Source organism: Maccoyibacter intestinihominis (genome assembly GCF_040096355.1).
Lineage (GTDB): Bacteria > Bacillota > Clostridia > Lachnospirales > Lachnospiraceae > Maccoyibacter > Maccoyibacter intestinihominis.
In genome coordinates this window covers 59,782-77,039 of record NZ_JBBMEX010000002.1, presented here as the reverse complement: position 1 = coordinate 77,039, position 17,258 = coordinate 59,782, and the positions used below count along the sequence as shown (strand labels likewise).

Below are 17,258 nucleotides of genomic sequence, written 5' to 3'. Positions count from 1 at the left end.
ATAAATGCGTTTCAAACCTGATTCTGACCGAATGTTTTTGACCAGTCGGTAAATGCTATTCTGATAATCTGTCATAACCCTCTCCCTCCTCTCTACGTTTATTATAGAGAGAGAAGCGGATTTTTTCTACAATTTTTGAAAGATTTCCCGGATATGGGAAATTGTATTTAAAAAAGTGCATCTGACGATTTCTAATTACTTCCAATCGGATTCATAAAGGTCAGATATTCTCATATTCAGAGCTTTTGCGATTTGCTCTAAATGCTCAATTGAGTTCGTTTTCTGACCATTCGCCATCCTGTGCAGTGTTGATCTGCTCACACCACTTAATCTCGCCAGTTCTGGGTATGTGATATTTTTTTCAAACATAATCTCTCCCAGTAAAATTTTCATGATGCACCTCATAACTTATTTTACCCTGTTTTCTTAAAATGCGAAACCAGAAATATATTCCAGTTCCGCATCCCTAATCCTTATCACAATACCTTTAATATCTGCTAGTTTACATCAAATTTCTTTTGTTTTTTGTTGACTATAATAAAATTAAACCCTATTATTAGGATGTAAGGAGAGATTAAATATGAGCGAAGATAAACAGAAAGCTATTTTTTCAAAAAATTTAAACTCCTATGTTACTAAAAGTGGAAAAAACCAATCGGAAATTGCTAAAAACATTCGCGTCTCTCCTCAGACTTTTAATACTTGGTGCAAAGGAATTGCCATTCCACGCATGGGAAAGGTTCAAACTCTCGCTGATTATTTTCATATTAATAAATCCGACTTGATTGAGGATAAGGCAGCAGAACCAGCAACCACTGTAGCTTACTTTGACGTAGATGGATATACCGAAAAAGAACTTGACGAGATTAAGTCTTTTGCCGAATTTATTAAGACAAAAAGAAAATAGGCACATTATTATGGGAGGTAGATATGACAAATGAAGAATATAAGCAATTAATTCTCTTAAAAAAACATTTTTTTGAAGAAAAGATAGAATTACCTATAGCTGGCGAAAAAGCTTCAAATCCAATTCTTGTTTTGTCTGATTCAACAAGAGATACTTTTTTAATTGATACAGATAGAAAAAGCAGTATAACTATTTCAAAAAAGAAACTACAAAACCGGCATTCTAATTCAAATACAATTATGATTCGACTAGAAATAGATTGTAAACCTCATATGTATAGAGATGGTTCTCTTTCATCTCGAAATCATATACACATATTTGACGAAAACTATGGCAATAGAGTATATGATTTAGATGGAGAATATGGTAAGCTATTCTCAAATATAAATGACTTTACAACTGTTTTTATTGATTTTTGCCATATGTGCAATATAAATACAGAAAATGTTATTATACAAGGTGTGATGTGATATGAAAAACAATTTTAAAGATGGATATTTCAAATGGCTATATGATAATACACAACAATTTAATATAAATAATAATATATCTAGATTGACACTTCCATATTTAGACAGAAATAATGATTGTACTGAAATTTTTATTAAATTTGATGGAAATCGTTATATTATTACAGATGATAGTGAAACTCTAAGTGAATTATATTTATCGAATTTTAATTTATTTTCTAGCAAAAAAAGAACTACAATATTTAATCAAATACTTCTTTCGCATGGAGTAAAAAAATCTGATGATGATGAACTATATATCACATGCTCAAAAGAAGAACTGTATCAAAAAATCCATCTGCTTACACAATGTATGATAAAAATAAGTGATTTATTTTATACTGCAAAAAATACTGTACAGTCTCTTTTTATAGAAGATGTCCAGTTATTTTTAGATAAAAACGATATTCGCTATTCTCAGAATGTTTCATTTTCTGGCATTAGCGGATTAACCACAAATTACGATTTTCTTATTCCAAAATCCAAAAACGCTCCTGAACGAATTATAAAGGTTGTAAACAATATAGACCAACAACAAACTAATAGTATTCTATTTTTATGGAATGACACAAGTCAAGCAAGGAAAGATTACCTTTCCACATTATATGTTTTTCTCCAGGATGAAGGGAAAAAAATATCTTCTAGTATCATTACATCTATGAATAATTACGATGTTATTCCTGTTATGTGGTCTAAAAGAGAAAAATTTACAAAGGATTTAGTAAAATAAAATATACACTACAGATACTTATATGTATAATTTGAGCCACTAGATATGCTTGAATGATATAAATAAATTTGTATAGCCTAAAAATTTTCAACTGCGAATACTTGGCAAGACTTTAACATATGATATAATGTAGTTAATTAGCGAATGACTGGTGTCCAGTCGCAAAAAAGTCTTGGAATTTTCTTTCAAGGCTTTTTTGCATACTAGGAGGATTTTACATGGATGACAAAAAAATATATTATAAGAAGGAGGCACGTTATGGCAAATATCCAACCAGTAAAAAATGGAGCTTTATATATCCGCGTATCCACGCACTTGCAGGAAGAGCTTTCACCGGATGCTCAAAAACGCCTGCTTATGGAATATGCAGAAGCTCATAACATCATTGTATTAAAGGAACACATTTATATCGATAGCGGGATCAGCGGCAGAAGTGCAAGACAGCGTCCACAGTTTAATAATATGATCGCTGAAGCCAAATCAAAGGAACATCCTTTTGATGTTATCCTCGTTTGGAAGTACAGCCGTTTTGCCAGAAATCAGGAAGAATCTATCGTATACAAATCCATGTTGAAACGTGAAAATGTCGATGTCATTTCCGTATCAGAGCCGATAAGTGATGATCCATTTGGTTCTTTGATCGAGCGTATCATAGAATGGATGGACGAGTATTATTCTATCCGGCTTTCCGGTGAAGTATCTCGTGGTATGGCTGAAAATGCAATGCGTGGAAATTATCAGGCAAGACCGCCTCTAGGCTATCGCATTCCCGGCTATCGTCAGACTCCCGTGATCGTTCCGGAAGAAGCAGAACTCATTCAACTGATCTTTGACTTATATACCGAGAAAAAAATGGGGATTTTTGAAATCGTCCGGTATTTAAATGAACATGGATACCAGACTGGGCACAAAAAGCCGTTTCAAAGACGCAGCGTTACTTATATTTTAAAAAATCCTACTTATATTGGAAAAACTATTTGGAATCAACATGATCAGGATCATAAACTCCGTGATAAGTCTGAATGGATTATTGCAGATGGAAAACATGAACCTATTATTTCCAAAGAACAATTTGACAAAGCTCAAAAAAGAATAGAAAGTACCTATAAGCCTGCCTACCGCAAGCCTACTTCTGTATGTCATCATTGGCTTTCAAGTCTCTTAAAGTGTTCTTCCTGTGGACGCACACTTGTGGTAAAACGAACCGCCTCTAAGAATAAGGACCGTATGTATATTAATTTTCAATGTTATGGATATCAAAAAGGAATTTGTAATACGAATCAATCCATCTCTGCAATAAAATTAGAGCCGGTTATCATGCACTCTTTAGAAGATGCTATGACCAGCGGTAAGATCCATTTTGATGTTTTAAATCCGACTACGTTGGACTCTTCCCAAAAGCAGCAGCTTTTGACCAGATTAAATGAGATTGAAAAAAAAGAGGTGCGCATTAAACGAGCATATCGGGATGGAATTGACACATTAGAAGAATACAAAGAGAACAAATCCATTATTCAGACTGAAAAAGAAATGCTTTTGAAAAAAATAGAGCATATCGAAGAACCTGCTCTTTCCCCGGAGGAAGCAAAACCTATTATGATGGACCGTATCAAAAATGTATATGAGGTTATAACCAATCCTGATATTGGCATGGAAGAAAAGAACAAAGCCGCCAGAAGCATTATTGAAAAAATCGTATTTGACCGTGCTACCGGTTCCGTGAATATCTTCTTTTATCTCGCAAACTGCCCATAAACAGCAGGCTTTTTAAAGTTGGTACGCAAATGACAAAAGGTCATCCAGTTCGGGCAAGAGACCCTGTCACCGTCACAATACTGCGTTAAGATCGGCTGTCTTACATTTGGTCTCGATAGATAGTTCACAAACATCTCATCGACAATCCTTGAAATATTAGAAAAAATATTCCGTCCAAATACCCATTTATGGTCAAATGCCGTTGACGATGTAATGGTAAAATCATAGCCTTTATTCCGATACCATTCCGTATAGACACGGTTCAATGTAAAGGACATGATCGCTAAAATATTCGCCCGCAGTGTTGCGTCCGGCCATGTGGAATAAACTTCACTGGATGCAACGTTTTTAATATAATCTCTGTAACGTACATAATAATTCTTTGCTGTAGAATCCGTTGGTGCTCCATCATGCACGATCACATACTCCGGAATGACTACGCGATTAAGTACGATCTCTCCGGTTTCTGCTACCGGTTTTACTTCTGCTTCTGCAATTTTCGGCGGATAATCTCCAAACAGTGTATTTGCCGGAATCACAATGTTTTCCTGTTCTTCCTCAATTTCTCCGGTTGGTTCTAACTCAACTTCCTGGATTGCGGTCTCATCTGCAAACACATTGATACCGGAAACATTGACCGGATGATAACCCCTTGCAGTTACCTGGATCGTATACTCTGCATATGGCTGCTGCTCTCCCGGCTGCATACTATATTCTAAGGGAGGGGTTGGGAGGGTTACCTGTTCCGTCTGCCCTGACTCATTTGTATCTAATTCCTCTAACTCCGTCTCCGGGTCTGCTGTATAGGACAACTGGATCCGGGCATTTGGAATCGGTCTGTGCCTCCTGCTTCCTGTTACATTTACCTGTAGTTTTCCTCTGTCCACGCCTTCGGTCTGCATGACTCTGATTTTGCTTCCTGCCATAGAAAACCTCATATTTTTCTTCAAAATATTTTATGCAGGAAAAATCAAAAATGTGTCACTGACTTATGGTCAAACGGATCCTACTTTACTTCTACTGTCCATCCGTACTTATCTTCCAGTTTGCCCCACTGGATTCCGGTCAGTGTATCGTATAATTTCTGGGTTAATTCACCGATCTTAAAGTCATTGATGGTAATCACATCATCTTTATAACGTAACTCACCAACAGGAGAAATTACGGCTGCCGTACCGGTTCCGAATACTTCCTCTAATTTTCCGTCATGTCCGGCTTTCATTAGATCATCGATGGATAATCTTGTCTCATTTACTTTGTAACCCCAGTCTCTTAAAATATGGATCATGGAATCTCTGGTCACACCCGGAAGAACAGTTCCCTCGATTGGTGCTGTATAGATTTCGCCGTCAATTTTAAACATGATGTTCATGGTTCCGACTTCCTCTACATATTTACGATGCTCGCCGTCTAACCAAAGCACCTGGGAATATCCCATTTTTTCTGCTTTTACCTGTCCTAAAATAGAACCAGCGTAGTTACCACCGCATTTTGTAAATCCTGTTCCACCTTTTACGGCACGGACCAGCTCATCCTCTACTAAAATCTTAACCGGGTTGATACCCTCTGCATAATAAGCTCCTACCGGACAGCAGATGACCATGAATTTGTATGCAGTTGCCATATGCACTCCAAGAGCACTTTCTGTTGCAAACATAAATGGTCTGATATATAAAGAAGTTTCCGGCTCTGACGGTACCCAGTCCTCTTCTACTTTTACTAATGCTTTTACTGCTTCTACAAACATATCTTCCGGCACTTCCGGCATGCAAAGTCTTGCATTGGAGTTGATCATTCTCTTTGCATTCATCTCCGGGCGGAATAACTGGATTTTTCCTTCTGCCGTGCGGTATGCTTTCATACCTTCAAAAGTTTCCTGTGCATAATGAAGTGTTACACATGCCGGTTCTAAAGTGATCGGTGCATATGGTACAATTCTTGCATCCTTCCAGCCCTCATCTTTTGTCCAGTCCATGACAAACATATAATCCGTCATATATTTGCCGAAGCCTAAATGCTTCTGATCCGGTTTCTGCTTTAATTCCTTACATTTTTCCATTCTTATTTCCATAAATAAGCCTCCATCCTAACGTATTAATTCTATATCTGTTGTCAATTATTATACTTTTTTTGAATGGTGTCAAGATTATTCCGATGGCTTATGTAGAATATAACTTTCATTTATAGTTTATGCCCTTTTTATGCTTTTTATTTATATCTCACTTTTCTTTTCTTACTGACATGCCCCTGATACATATGATATAATGAGTGCAAGCGAGTCAACATGCTCGCATGATTGACGAGCGACGAAATTACTGAGTGAGTCCACTCACGAAGTGATGAGCGTAAGCAATGAGCAGTGCCATCTAATAAAAATGTAGCAGACTTGTGCTTGCACAAAGTCGGTTACATTTTTGTTGGATGATAGGGCGAATGCCCGTGCATTACTCAACACATTGCACCGCGAATGAATATTTTTTGAAAGAGAGGTATCTTTATGCATACATTTCAGACTTATCCTTCCGATATGTTCGAGATTGACCCATTTACAAAAATCGGCTCCGAATGGATGCTGATCACTTCCGGAAACAGAGAAAAAGCAAATGCACTGACAGCAAGCTGGGGCGGACTCGGTTTTCTCTGGGGCAAAAACGTTGCATTTATCTTTATCCGTAAATCCCGCTACACCAAAGAATTCATCGACAATGGAGAGACATTTTCCATGACTTTCTTTGATAAGAAGTACAAAAACGATTTAAAATACTTTGGTGCTGTTTCAGGCAGACAGGAAGACAAATTCAAGACTTCCGGCTTAAATTTGAATTATCACAATGATGTTCCTTTTGTTGATGAAGGAAATCTTGCATTTATCTGTAAAAAAATGGCGGCTGTTCCAATCACCAAAGATATGTTTATCGACATGGACATTGATGAAAAATGGTACTCCAAGGCAAATCTGGATGACTATCACACCATGTATATTGGTGAGATCACAGACATCCTTGCCCGCTAAAAAGAACATTTTTGATGTGTGATCAATAAGATAGCATTAAAAATGATATCAGATATGATATTAAAACAATAAGCCGCACAAGGATGTGGACTTACAATAGGATCCCCCATAAACAGATACGGTAAATAACCCAAATCTGCTTATGGGGGATTTTTTTCCTTTGTTAATCTTTTATTCTTTGGCGTTCGCCTATAGTCCCTACTTCTCCAACTTCACAAACATCGGAGAACCGGTTGCTTCCACCTCAATCTTTCCATCCGTAACCGGAATCTTATAGGAATTTCCCATCAAGTCATAGACTTTTGCAGACTTCGCTTCTACGGAAATTGTTACCGTCTCCTTTTCCTTCCATTGATTAACCCATGGAAGATTTGGTGTCCTTACAATATTCTCGTTACTGTCGTTGCTCAGTCGTTCTTTGGTACTCCACAGACCCAGCATCTCTTCATTCTCTTTTTTTAAGCCACATCGGAATGCCCGCACCGTATCGGAACCGGTGGAGATTTCCTCACAGCTTTCCACTGATTCTAAAATTCTAGTAATATTTGCATAGGCTGCGGCAGATGGCTTTGGAAAAATTCTTCCACTGTAATCCTGCTGATAAAACAAGCCAAAATTGTTCTCATACTCTGCCGGCATAATGGCATGATAGAGATTCTGCTGGTCAAACATTGAATAGACCTCTATCTCATCGACACCATAAGATAACGCTAACAACAGCTCTCTTGCCATGTAGTCTGCCTGTGTCCGCAGATCCACACCACTGGAAATCCCCTCTGTCTGCTCCGGAGTCGTTGGCAGTCCACACTCATTTAAATACCATGTCTTGTCTCCGGTCTTATCTAAGAACTGACGGGTTCTTACCAGACTGCTTTCAAAACTCAGCTCTACCTGTGGGTCTTTCGTCAGATCCGGGGAATATGGAAATGCATAGCCATGTGTTACTAACACATCCTGTTTGTCCATAATGCCATAGTAATCGAGACCTTCTAACCAGATGGATTCACCCTGGTAAACACCGGCTCCTAAATACTTCAGTCCTGCATCCTTAATCGCCGGATACGCTCCTGTATAATTTACCTCATAATAATATGCCATATAGTCTTCTTTGGAATAACCATAATAAGTTGCATAGAGATTCGGCTCATTTCCCGCCTCACAGCCATCGAGTAAATCTCCAACGTCATCTAACACACTTCGGATTGCCTGTTCATAGACCTTCGGGTCGAGCGGTTCCGACCAGTCGTCTAAAAGCAGATACTGACCATTGATACGGATACCGCTCTTTTTCAGGCTGGCAAGATTTTTCTTTAAAAGTTTTGTATCCTTTTCCGCATATTCCGGAATGCCGAGTCCGACACGCACATTCGCTGCACCTAGCTCCTGTAAAATAGAGATCGTATCTTCATTCGGCTGATACTGTCCAAAATGAACACCGCTGATGCCGAACGGACTGCTCTTTGTATATTGATAAGTATGCTTTTTTAAAACGGCAAACGGATACACCTCTTTGTAGGTATCCTTTCCTGACTGCATCGTCAGGATCGCATAATAAATCCCATAGGAAGGTGCTTTAAAAGAAATTTTCTTCTGTGCATTTCCCTGTTTTTTCACAGAGAACTTCTCCGTCTTTTCTAAACAGGTACTTCCGTCATATCCATAAATCTGACAGGACACTTCTGCGTCTTTCTTCTGATCCGTCAGATTTTCCACTTCCATTAAAAAACTCAGATCTTTTTGCGTATAAAGCGTAGCACTGCCGGTTCCTTTCGTCGTACAATTAAAAGAAAGTGCCGTATCTAAATTCTTTTTTGCAAACAACGCATGGTTATCGGCTGCTTTTATGTCCTTTTCAGGAGAGAATACCAGTGCAAAATGCAGCTTTTCCTGTGGTTTTTGATCCTCAGACATCGTAAGCGGGATTGCATGCTCCGGGTAAGCCTCTAAATAATTCTTGGGCTGTGCCTCCTCGCCTTCATAGAATGTATACATACTTCCACCATCTTTAAATCTGTGGATCCAGGCAAGACTGTCAAAGGTCTGATATGGAAAATCATCGTTTTCCGGGAATTTCCACGTTCCGACACTCCGCTTTTCCACCTTCTGATATTTCTTTGTGAATTCCCTGACATAGTATGCCGAAGCAGCATCTTTTCCACTGTAGTTTTCTAAAGAAATCTCAACATCCATGTACTCTTTATAGAGCGTATAAATCGCAGTCACATCCCCGGCATTATCCGATAAGGCATAATGCACCGTAACAACCGGATTTTTCCCCGACTCATCCACCGTATAATCCTTCATCTTTTCCGTTGTATACAGCGGTTTGTCCTTTTCGCCTAAAATCGTATATTTTCCGACTCCATTTAATACCTCGACCGTCCGTTTTGCAGGCGTCATCCGAAACACTTTCTCCTGCTGGTCTTTCGTAATGGCATACTGATAGTCATATCCTTCAAACTGATACAGATAGGACTCCTTTTTTCCCTTCATGCCGTTGGTACATCCGACTGTTGCCACGAATAAAACAACGGCACACAGCAGACCTCCCCAGATCCTGATCGCTTTTTTCATCTTCTTTCTCACCACTTTCTTCTAAATAAACAGCTTTGTCCACGGTCTTTTTATCTTCATCAAAATGATTCCGGAGCATAACACCAGCCCCGCAACAATGATATAATCCATCCAATAAGAAAGGTGCACACCTGTCACCTGTAGTAAAAATCCGAGCACTGCGATCACCGCCGGATGTACAAAATAAATATACGACGACATCCTTTTTAAAAATACCGCATGACTTTCTAACTGCCCTAACGGATGTCTGATCAGACAGGACATTCCAAAGATCAGTACAAACGGCATCAAAAACATACTCGGAAAATCAGAGATCCATCCCTTTTGAATGACAAGCATTCCTTCTATCATACCTAAAACGGACGTGATAAAAAATCCTGTTTCTGCCAGCTTTGGTCTTTTTTCTATTACAGGCAAAAGTCTTACAATATAATAACCGAACATCACTCCCGGTAGCCCTAAACAGAAAATGTTGCGGAATACAAAATAATATTTCCATCCGTAAAAATCTCCCAACACCGGAATCTGTTCTCCAAGCGGCAGATACGATGTTCCAAGGACACCGATCATAAACAGGATCATCGATACCGCAGCCAAAATCCGGATTCCCTTCTCACCGCATAATTCATATACCAGACAGATGAGTATCATAACATAGATCAAAGAAACCACATACCAAAGGTGCGGATAACTGCCCTCGGTAAAAAAGTACAGCACTCTCTCCGCGAAGAATTTTCCAACAGGCTCATGTCCTGCTGCTACATTCAAGACAAAACTCATCAGATAATAGACCACCGTCCAGACACAGTAAACCTTCAAAAGACTGCGTATCTGTGTCTTTGCTGCATTGCGTCCCTTTGAAATCTGCAAAAAACAATAATATCCCGATATCGTAAAGAATAAAATGACCGGATATCGTCCAATGACAATCCCAATGATCGGATAGGCATCTAAGAGGCTGTCATCCAGTCCCCAGCAGGTATGCAAAAACATAATACTAAGTGCCGCCAAAAAGCGGAATAAATCTACCGATACATTTCTATTTTTCATTCGTACCCCTTCTCCTTACCCTGAATTGTCTGCACCACTGCAGCACCACTCTGCTGAACAATGTGAACGCCAGTACTTCTAAAACATACAGTGCTGCTGGCTGCTGAATGCCGATCATATCCTGTCCGGCAGATAAGATCGCAATAAAAAGCGGATGGGCTAAATACAGATAGGTGGAATAGTCCTTACACAAGAGTCCCTGTTTTTCCCATGTACTTGCCGGATGCTCTAATAATACCAGCATCAGGAAAAATGTAACAAAATATGTGCTGAGTAAGCTTCGTATATGTGTATTTCCGGTCAGACCTACGATACTCCAGAATTCTACCGTATATAAGATCAACGAAAGGATCAGTAATCTGCCATCCCTTTTCGGGTTCATTGCATTTTTCTGTTGGAATAAAACCACTGCATATCCCCAGATAAAACATGGGATTCCAAGACACAGGATCTCTGAAAACGAGGAAAACCAGGAAGCATCCAGATACGGTCTAAGCCATGTGATCCGCTCCATAAGCGGCGTATAGGCATAGCAGAGTGCTCCGAATACAAAAAATACGATACTGATCCCCAGTAAGATCTGTAAGCCCCGCTCTTTTGCAATCTTATAAAATAGTGCCGTCAGACAGAGTGCATAGATCAATCCGACCATATACCACAGATGCCAGTAGCTTCCGACAAAGAAAAAATTCTTTACATAGCCAAGCACTGCCTCGCCTGCATTCTCTCCATTTAACAGAACATTCACTGCAAAACTAAGAGAAATGTAAACGGCTGACCAAAGCAGATAAATCTTCATCATCCGCACGAAAAATCTCAAAAAACCGGTTCCCTTTTCCACTAACATTTTCGTAAAATAATATCCGGAAACCATCAGAAAGAACTGTACAACGAAACGTCCACTGTATTCGATCACCCGGACTGCCATATGCTCTGTTCCAAGACATTCCGTTGCACTGTGCAGCATTACAACGATCAGTGCCAGTATAAATTTTGTTATATCAATGGATGCATTTCTCTTCTCATTTGCCATAACTGTTATCCTCTTGCAATTTTTTTCAGATTTTTCATTTCCCGCTTAATATCTTTTGATTTCAGTAACACATAGATGATATATGCCGCTGTATAAAGCAGCATTGCAGTAATGCCACCAATCTTCCAGTTCACCAGAATAAAAATCCCGGTCAATGCAACCTCTAAAATATTGTCCTTCCAGACTTTGACAGGAAGGCTGCTTCGAAGTAACATTTTCTCGGAAAAAATATTTTTAAACATCATCAAAAGTACAATGCTGATCACTGCCGCATCCAGACTTCCCATTAAAAATACCGTGATCCAGGACAGCAATGCACTGATACCTACCGTCACAAGACTGTTAAAAAGGATCAGTTTTTCTTTCCGATAAGCCTTCAGATAGGTGTCGATCAGGGCAACGGAACGTGTCTCATAGACACAGATCGGGAACAGCACTGCGAGATAGTGCAGGCTGTCATGATATTGTGGCAGCCAAAGCTCTAAGATCCAACGCATCGGTGTGTAAAAGATCAGCACTGCTAAAACCGGAACGGTCAGAACCGTTCGCATGGTCAAAAACAATTCCTCTAAGGTCTCTTCCTTCATTTTTTTCAACATCGGAAACAGTACCACACTGACCGCACCGATACAGGTAATGACCATGTTCGAAAGGCTAAGTGTCAGTGAAACCTTTCCAAATACGATCGTTCCCCACTTCTGCTCGATCGCAAAACGGACAATTCCTATGATCAGCTGACTTGCAAAGGAAGCGGCTAACAGTTTATAGCCGATGCCGATAATCTCTTTTGATTCCTTTGTAATCTCATGAAAACTGTCTAATTTTGCAAAGACGATCTCCCTGCACACATACATCGCGTAGCACATGGACAGAATCCTGCCTGTGATCTCCATAAAGATCAGAACATAAAAATTACGGAAACCTAACAACAATGCTCCAACGGATAATACAAAGAACAACATTCTTTCTAAAGTCATGATCCTTGCAAAATCCTTGATTCGTCCGGTTGTCTGAAGGATATTCTGCAGCAGATAACGCAGGATATCAAACATCGAAGATACCAGTGCCAGCATCAGGATCGTACTTTTATATGGATTGTCGATCAAAAAATGAGCTGCCGTACCAAAAACTGTACAGAAGATCAACTGAAAGACTGCCAATGCCCAGAACTGTCCTGCCATACGGCTGCGGTCTAACTTGGCATATTCCATTCCACCATATTTTAGATAAGTGCCCTCACACCAGCCGATCGATGAATATGCCGTATACGTCACATAAAACAGATATAACTGCCAGTAGCTGTATTCCTCTACTCCTAAAATCCTTGGAAGTACCAGTGTCATCACCACGGAGATCATCAGACGGATGACATTCGCGGATAGTGCATGCATGAAATTTTTTAAAAAATTGCGAAATTTCTGATTCATAATTCTATTTCCTTACAGCGTCGAAAAAATCGTCTGATACGGTACTGCATCATACCAGCCGTTTCTGTACACATCATAAACTAATTTCACCGTAAACGCCCCTACTACTAACATATACAAAAGAATCCTTTTATTGCGGTCCTCTTCCCTGAATACCAGCTTTGGAACTGCTAAACAGGTAATAGATGCAAACAGCTTCATCAGACGATCTGCCTGCGGCACTACGGAAGAAAACAGGACCGTTACCGCCGCTAAATAGTAAAGGTTTACATAAAACTCATACTTTACATCATGCTCCGGATTACAATATACATAGTAATAAAAAATCGCTAAGAAAAAGAGTGTAAACACAAATCCGATCAGATAGAAGTTATTCGTATCATACATAGAACCGATATACCATCCGTACTTTGTCTTAGAGATCAGACGCAGTACCAGTTTTCCTAAAATCGGCACCGATATGCCAAGGATCAGGTAGGCAATGATCTGCTTTTTGATATTGACCCTTTTTCCATAGATAAAATATACCGGTACAAACAGCAATGCACTGATATGAATCCCCGCTGCGATAATCAGCAGCAGAAAATAATGTTTCCAGTTTCTGTCATAGACATATTTTAAAGCATACAACAGGATTGCCGTGGCGAGCATCTGGCGGATCTGGTTCTGTGAGTTAAAAAAATCTCCACTGACAACAAAGATCAAAATACTAAGCGGAAGATATTCTGACTGCTGAAAAATGGTCAAAAACATAAAACTCAGCAAAAGTACCGCTACCACGGCAAACAAGATGTATGAATTCTGTGTAAAATGATACAGAAAACGGTTTAACAGATTGAACAACGGTTCCGTAAATTTCTTGCCTCCTGCCGGGATTGAATGAAAATAATCATTATAGATCGGCCAGTCTGTTCCGACCTGATAACGGAGTGACGACACAACAGCAAATGGTAAAAATGCCATCACACCGAGGATCCGGTAGGTGGAATCCAGACTTTCCACTTCCTTAACATTCTGTGCATAGCCGGCAAACAGCATCGATATAATTGTCATAATGATGTAAACTGCCATATCCTTCTCCTAACGCCGTCCTTCCAGTCTCTTTTCATAAAACCGGTCCAGCTTCTTTGCTTCGGTCATAATATCATAACCGCTTTTCGCTACTTCTTCTCTTCCCCTGCTCCGTAATGCAAGATTTTCTTCTTTGATCTCTTCTGTCATAGAAAGGATCTTATTGACCCATACCTTTTTATCATGCAATGGAAGATATTCCATGCGGTCTGTCATCTTGATCTCATCTGTTACGGCATCCGATACCAGAATCCTCAATCCGGCACATTGTGTCTCAACTAATACCAGTGCAAGTCCTTCGAATAAAGACGGAAGTACAAATAAATCCATTGCCTGATACAGTTCTCCCACATCATCCCTTGAGCCTGCAAAAATAACCGCATCGTCTAAGCCATACTGATGTACCCTGGCTTTTACATCTTCCTGTAACGGCCCGTCACCGACTAAAAGCAGAACCGCATCCTCTTTCTTTTTATGAACCTCATAAAAAATGTCAATTAAATATGCATGATTTTTCTGCTCTGCAAATCTGCCGACATGTCCGATACAAAAACGGTCACCGATCTGAAGCTCCTCGCGTTTCTTATTCCGTAGCTCTTCGTTGTATGCATATTTTTCAGTATCAATGGCATTATTCATGATCCGTACTCTGCCGTTTTTCATATTTGCCTTACCGTAGAGATATTCTCCTGCTTTTTTTCCGCATGCCATATAATCGGTAGAAGTCACTCTGGTGCAGAACTTAAAAAATGCATAGACCGGCTTCTTGATCCCTGTCGGGTATAACGCTAAATGGGAATGAGCGATCCGCACCTTAATTCCACAGAGTTTGCCTAAAAAAGAGGTCACAAACGACATTAAGGTCATATGGGAATGTACAATATTAATGTGGTTCTCTTTTAAGATCGTATAAACCTCTTTGCAGCTCTTTTTAAGGTTTTCCTTCTTTTTCGTTACCTCATAGACATGAAATCCGATATCCTCAAATTTCTTTTTTACCGCCGGATCGGGTGTATCATAGGTAATATAATACAGCTCATAGTCCTTACGGTCTATTTTAGAAAAATAGTTATAGATCACAGCTTCTACACCACCGGTTGTTAAGCCGCCTGCAATATGTGCAATTCTCTTTTTCATATCTGTCCCTGCCTCTTTCCTAATTTTTTCATATCCTTTAACCGGTAAACCAGTCCGAAACTGATCCAGGTACAAAGCAGTGGTGCCTTGGTTCCAAAGCCTGCATACTGGTCTCTTAACACGGTTTTGCGGTACTTTTTGATGCAGTTTTCGACTCTTTTTCGTTCCTCTTTGTATTCTGCCGTTCTCGGAATCTGTAAATAGATGTTAAAATCCGCTCTTACCGCACGGTATGCCGCCGCTTCTGCCAGCTTTGGATAAACTGTACTGATGTGCCGATACATGACTTCCGCGTAGTCGATCAGTGCCATTTTTTTTCGGTGAAAACTCTGCCGCATGGTTCCGGCACTCCGCTGTAAATAACAATAACCGTCATAGCCTAAAAAAGTAACCTTTTGGGTCTGTTCTAATATCGGAAACATAATGGCAAAGTCCTCATAGATTTTTCCCTCTTCAAAACGCAGACTCTTAAATAAATCTCTCTGATACAGCTTTGCCCAGACACAGACATCGGTATCGATCTGATAAAGCATCCGCCTTAAGGCTTCCTCTTTGCCGACGTTTACACTTCCACTGGTCTGACCACTGCTTCTCTCGATCCTGCCATCTTCATAGACATTTCTCCAGCGGCAGGATACCAGATTCGCACCGCTCTTTTTCTGTGCAAGATACAGCGTTTCTATCAATTCCGGCTCCATGGAATCATCGCTGTCTATAAACGTCAGATATTCTCCTTTGCTGACCTCGATCCCGCGGTTTCTAGCCGCCGCCTGTCCGCCGTTTTTGGTATGCAGCACCTGTACCCTGGTATCGGTCTTTGCATAAGAATCGCAGATTTCTCCGCTGCCATCGGTAGACCCGTCATCCACTAAAATAACCTCTAAATTTTCATGGGTCTGGTTTAAAATACTCTCCACACAAGTATTCAGATATTCTTTGACGTTATAAACCGGAACAATTACACTGATCAAACTCTGACTCATTTCGTATCCTCTCTGTAAACACGCAAATATTCTCCACACATCTTCGTGGTGCTATAGGACTCTATCACATCCTGCTTTGCTCTTTTTTGTATCTCCTCCACCGGAATCTTACCGCTTGAAACGTCCTTTAATATCCGTACATAATCCTCATAACGGTCTGCTAAAAATCCATTTTTCCCATCGATCATCACATCTCTGTTTCCAATGACACGGCTGGCAATACAGAGCTTTTCCTGATACATTGCCTCTAACAGTGCCACCGGAAGTCCTTCCCAAAGGGATGGGATCAGAAAAACATCTGCTCTTGCAAGCTGTTCTGTCGCTTCCTCTCTGTCCATCCAGCCGGTGATCTCAATATTCGATGCGGTCAGTTCACTCCGCAGATCTCCATCCCCGATCCAGATAAATTTCCATTCAGGAAATGACTCTGCGATCCGGTTAAACATCGATGGATTCTTTGGAAAGCTGATCCTTCCTAAAGTACAGATGACCGGATGTTCCCTGTCAAATTCTTTTTTACCGCTCTTTGGGATCTTTGTAATATCAATTCCGTTGTTGATATACATTGCATTTTTTGTAAGTTTTAATGCTTCCTCATATTCTCCTTTAGATACACCGATCACCTTTGCATGGCTCATGGAGAGAACCTTTTCTGCTAAAAAATAAATCTTTCTTTTGAGGGCAGAATCATCCTGTTTTAAAAAAGCATATCCATGCGGTGTATAATAGACTCTGTGTTTTTTACAGTTAATCGCCATTCTTCCGCAAAAACCTGCCTTAGAGGAATGAAGATGGATGATATCCGGGTCATATTCCCGCACTAAATGACGGATTTCCTGCATGGCTTTAAAATCTTGCAGGGGATTCACGCTTCTTTGAAAATGCAAAATCTCCACAAAACGGATATCCGGGCGGAAAAAACGTTCAAAATTTTCCGGTGTCTCTGCTCTTTTCGCATAAGCGATCAGCACTTCATATTCTTCGGCGACTGCATTTGCCAGCTCCGTAAAATAGGTAAATACACCGCCGCCAAAGGCCTCTGCTATGTATAATATCTTTTTTTTCATTG

General features: G+C 40.0%; 15 protein-coding genes and 1 pseudogene. 5 read left to right on the top strand and 11 right to left on the bottom strand.

The window, feature by feature from the left end; all coding sequences use genetic code 11:
- Positions 1-195: 195 nt before the first annotated feature.
- Positions 196-393 (bottom strand): helix-turn-helix domain-containing protein, encoded by a 198-nt coding sequence (locus WMO43_RS02185; RefSeq protein WP_353529695.1) that lies wholly within the window; start codon positions 391-393, stop codon positions 196-198.
- A gap of 187 nt (positions 394-580) precedes the next feature.
- Between WMO43_RS02185 and WMO43_RS02180 the strand changes: the two genes are divergently transcribed.
- The 4 genes from WMO43_RS02180 to WMO43_RS02165 all read left to right on the top strand — a co-directional run bounded on the left by WMO43_RS02180 (position 581) and on the right by WMO43_RS02165 (position 3,901).
- Entirely contained in the window at positions 581-907 is a 327-nt protein-coding gene (locus tag WMO43_RS02180) for a helix-turn-helix transcriptional regulator (RefSeq protein WP_353529693.1), read from the top strand.
- Positions 908-930: 23 nt separating this feature from the next.
- Complete coding sequence (locus WMO43_RS02175) at positions 931-1,377, top strand: DUF6978 family protein (protein WP_353529692.1); 447 nt, start codon at positions 931-933, stop codon at positions 1,375-1,377.
- Position 1,378: 1 nt separating this feature from the next.
- On the top strand, positions 1,379-2,146 hold the full coding sequence (locus WMO43_RS02170; protein WP_353529690.1) for a DUF1829 domain-containing protein: 768 nt from the start codon (positions 1,379-1,381) through the stop codon (positions 2,144-2,146).
- Positions 2,147-2,404: 258 nt separating this feature from the next.
- Positions 2,405-3,901, top strand: a complete 1,497-nt coding sequence (locus tag WMO43_RS02165) for a recombinase family protein (RefSeq protein ID WP_353529689.1) — start codon at positions 2,405-2,407, stop codon at positions 3,899-3,901.
- A gap of 38 nt (positions 3,902-3,939) precedes the next feature.
- Here the strand turns inward: WMO43_RS02165 and WMO43_RS02160 are convergent.
- Positions 3,940-4,827: pseudogene (locus WMO43_RS02160) on the bottom strand (carboxypeptidase-like regulatory domain-containing protein); the annotation flags it as partial.
- A gap of 80 nt (positions 4,828-4,907) precedes the next feature.
- Entirely contained in the window at positions 4,908-5,972 is a 1,065-nt protein-coding gene (locus tag WMO43_RS02155; protein ID WP_177963296.1) for a branched-chain amino acid aminotransferase, read from the bottom strand.
- A 426-nt stretch (positions 5,973-6,398) separates the two neighbouring features.
- Between WMO43_RS02155 and WMO43_RS02150 the strand changes: the two genes are divergently transcribed.
- Complete coding sequence (locus WMO43_RS02150) at positions 6,399-6,914, top strand: flavin reductase (RefSeq protein WP_353529688.1); 516 nt, start codon at positions 6,399-6,401, stop codon at positions 6,912-6,914.
- Between the two features lie 198 nt (positions 6,915-7,112).
- Here the strand turns inward: WMO43_RS02150 and WMO43_RS02145 are convergent, their stop codons facing one another.
- Genes WMO43_RS02145 through WMO43_RS02110 form a run of 8 tightly spaced genes read right to left on the bottom strand, consistent with a single transcriptional unit; the run spans position 7,113 to position 17,256 of the window.
- Positions 7,113-9,488 carry a hypothetical protein gene (locus WMO43_RS02145; RefSeq protein WP_353529686.1) on the bottom strand — a complete coding sequence of 792 codons (2,376 nt, stop codon included), beginning with the start codon at positions 9,486-9,488 and terminating at the stop codon, positions 7,113-7,115.
- A gap of 21 nt (positions 9,489-9,509) precedes the next feature.
- The gene (locus WMO43_RS02140; protein ID WP_353529685.1) at positions 9,510-10,538 is read right to left on the bottom strand and encodes an acyltransferase family protein; all 1,029 of its coding nucleotides are present in this window, start codon (positions 10,536-10,538) and stop codon (positions 9,510-9,512) included.
- Complete coding sequence (locus tag WMO43_RS02135; RefSeq protein WP_353529683.1) at positions 10,528-11,571, bottom strand: acyltransferase family protein; 1,044 nt, start codon at positions 11,569-11,571, stop codon at positions 10,528-10,530. The genes WMO43_RS02140 and WMO43_RS02135 overlap by 11 nt, the downstream gene beginning before the upstream one ends.
- 5 nt (positions 11,572-11,576) lie before the next feature.
- Positions 11,577-12,998: a lipopolysaccharide biosynthesis protein gene (locus WMO43_RS02130; RefSeq protein WP_353529681.1), complete on the bottom strand. Its 1,422-nt coding sequence runs from the start codon at positions 12,996-12,998 to the stop codon at positions 11,577-11,579.
- Between the two features lie 12 nt (positions 12,999-13,010).
- Entirely contained in the window at positions 13,011-14,069 is a 1,059-nt protein-coding gene (locus WMO43_RS02125) for an EpsG family protein (protein WP_353529680.1), read from the bottom strand.
- 9 nt (positions 14,070-14,078) lie between these two features.
- Positions 14,079-15,206, bottom strand: a complete 1,128-nt coding sequence (locus WMO43_RS02120; RefSeq protein ID WP_353529679.1) for a glycosyltransferase family 1 protein — start codon at positions 15,204-15,206, stop codon at positions 14,079-14,081.
- On the bottom strand, positions 15,203-16,189 hold the full coding sequence (locus WMO43_RS02115) for a glycosyltransferase family 2 protein (RefSeq protein WP_353529676.1): 987 nt from the start codon (positions 16,187-16,189) through the stop codon (positions 15,203-15,205). The genes WMO43_RS02120 and WMO43_RS02115 overlap by 4 nt, the downstream gene beginning before the upstream one ends.
- Positions 16,186-17,256, bottom strand: coding sequence for a glycosyltransferase (locus WMO43_RS02110; RefSeq protein WP_353529675.1), 1,071 nt, complete (start codon positions 17,254-17,256; stop codon positions 16,186-16,188). Before WMO43_RS02110 ends, WMO43_RS02115 begins: the two co-directional genes overlap by 4 nt.
- Positions 17,257-17,258 lie beyond the last annotated feature (2 nt).

Bases quoted from the DNA above. Each gene is read 5' to 3' on its own strand.
- WMO43_RS02155 (WP_177963296.1), bottom strand. From the start codon at position 5,972: ATGGAAATAAGAATGGAAAAATGTAAGGAATTAAAGCAGAAACCGGAT.
- WMO43_RS02120 (WP_353529679.1), bottom strand. From the start codon at position 15,206: ATGAAAAAGAGAATTGCACATATTGCAGGCGGCTTAACAACCGGTGGT.
- WMO43_RS02185 (WP_353529695.1), bottom strand. From the start codon at position 393: ATGAAAATTTTACTGGGAGAGATTATGTTTGAAAAAAATATCACATAC.
- WMO43_RS02145 (WP_353529686.1), bottom strand. From the start codon at position 9,488: ATGAAAAAAGCGATCAGGATCTGGGGAGGTCTGCTGTGTGCCGTTGTT.
- WMO43_RS02170 (WP_353529690.1), top strand. From the start codon at position 1,379: ATGAAAAACAATTTTAAAGATGGATATTTCAAATGGCTATATGATAAT.
- WMO43_RS02110 (WP_353529675.1), bottom strand. From the start codon at position 17,256: ATGAAAAAAAAGATATTATACATAGCAGAGGCCTTTGGCGGCGGTGTA.
- WMO43_RS02150 (WP_353529688.1), top strand. From the start codon at position 6,399: ATGCATACATTTCAGACTTATCCTTCCGATATGTTCGAGATTGACCCA.
- WMO43_RS02165 (WP_353529689.1), top strand. From the start codon at position 2,405: ATGGCAAATATCCAACCAGTAAAAAATGGAGCTTTATATATCCGCGTA.
- WMO43_RS02175 (WP_353529692.1), top strand. From the start codon at position 931: ATGACAAATGAAGAATATAAGCAATTAATTCTCTTAAAAAAACATTTT.
- WMO43_RS02130 (WP_353529681.1), bottom strand. From the start codon at position 12,998: ATGAATCAGAAATTTCGCAATTTTTTAAAAAATTTCATGCATGCACTA.
- WMO43_RS02180 (WP_353529693.1), top strand. From the start codon at position 581: ATGAGCGAAGATAAACAGAAAGCTATTTTTTCAAAAAATTTAAACTCC.
- WMO43_RS02140 (WP_353529685.1), bottom strand. From the start codon at position 10,538: ATGAAAAATAGAAATGTATCGGTAGATTTATTCCGCTTTTTGGCGGCA.
- WMO43_RS02115 (WP_353529676.1), bottom strand. From the start codon at position 16,189: ATGAGTCAGAGTTTGATCAGTGTAATTGTTCCGGTTTATAACGTCAAA.
- WMO43_RS02125 (WP_353529680.1), bottom strand. From the start codon at position 14,069: ATGGCAGTTTACATCATTATGACAATTATATCGATGCTGTTTGCCGGC.
- WMO43_RS02135 (WP_353529683.1), bottom strand. From the start codon at position 11,571: ATGGCAAATGAGAAGAGAAATGCATCCATTGATATAACAAAATTTATA.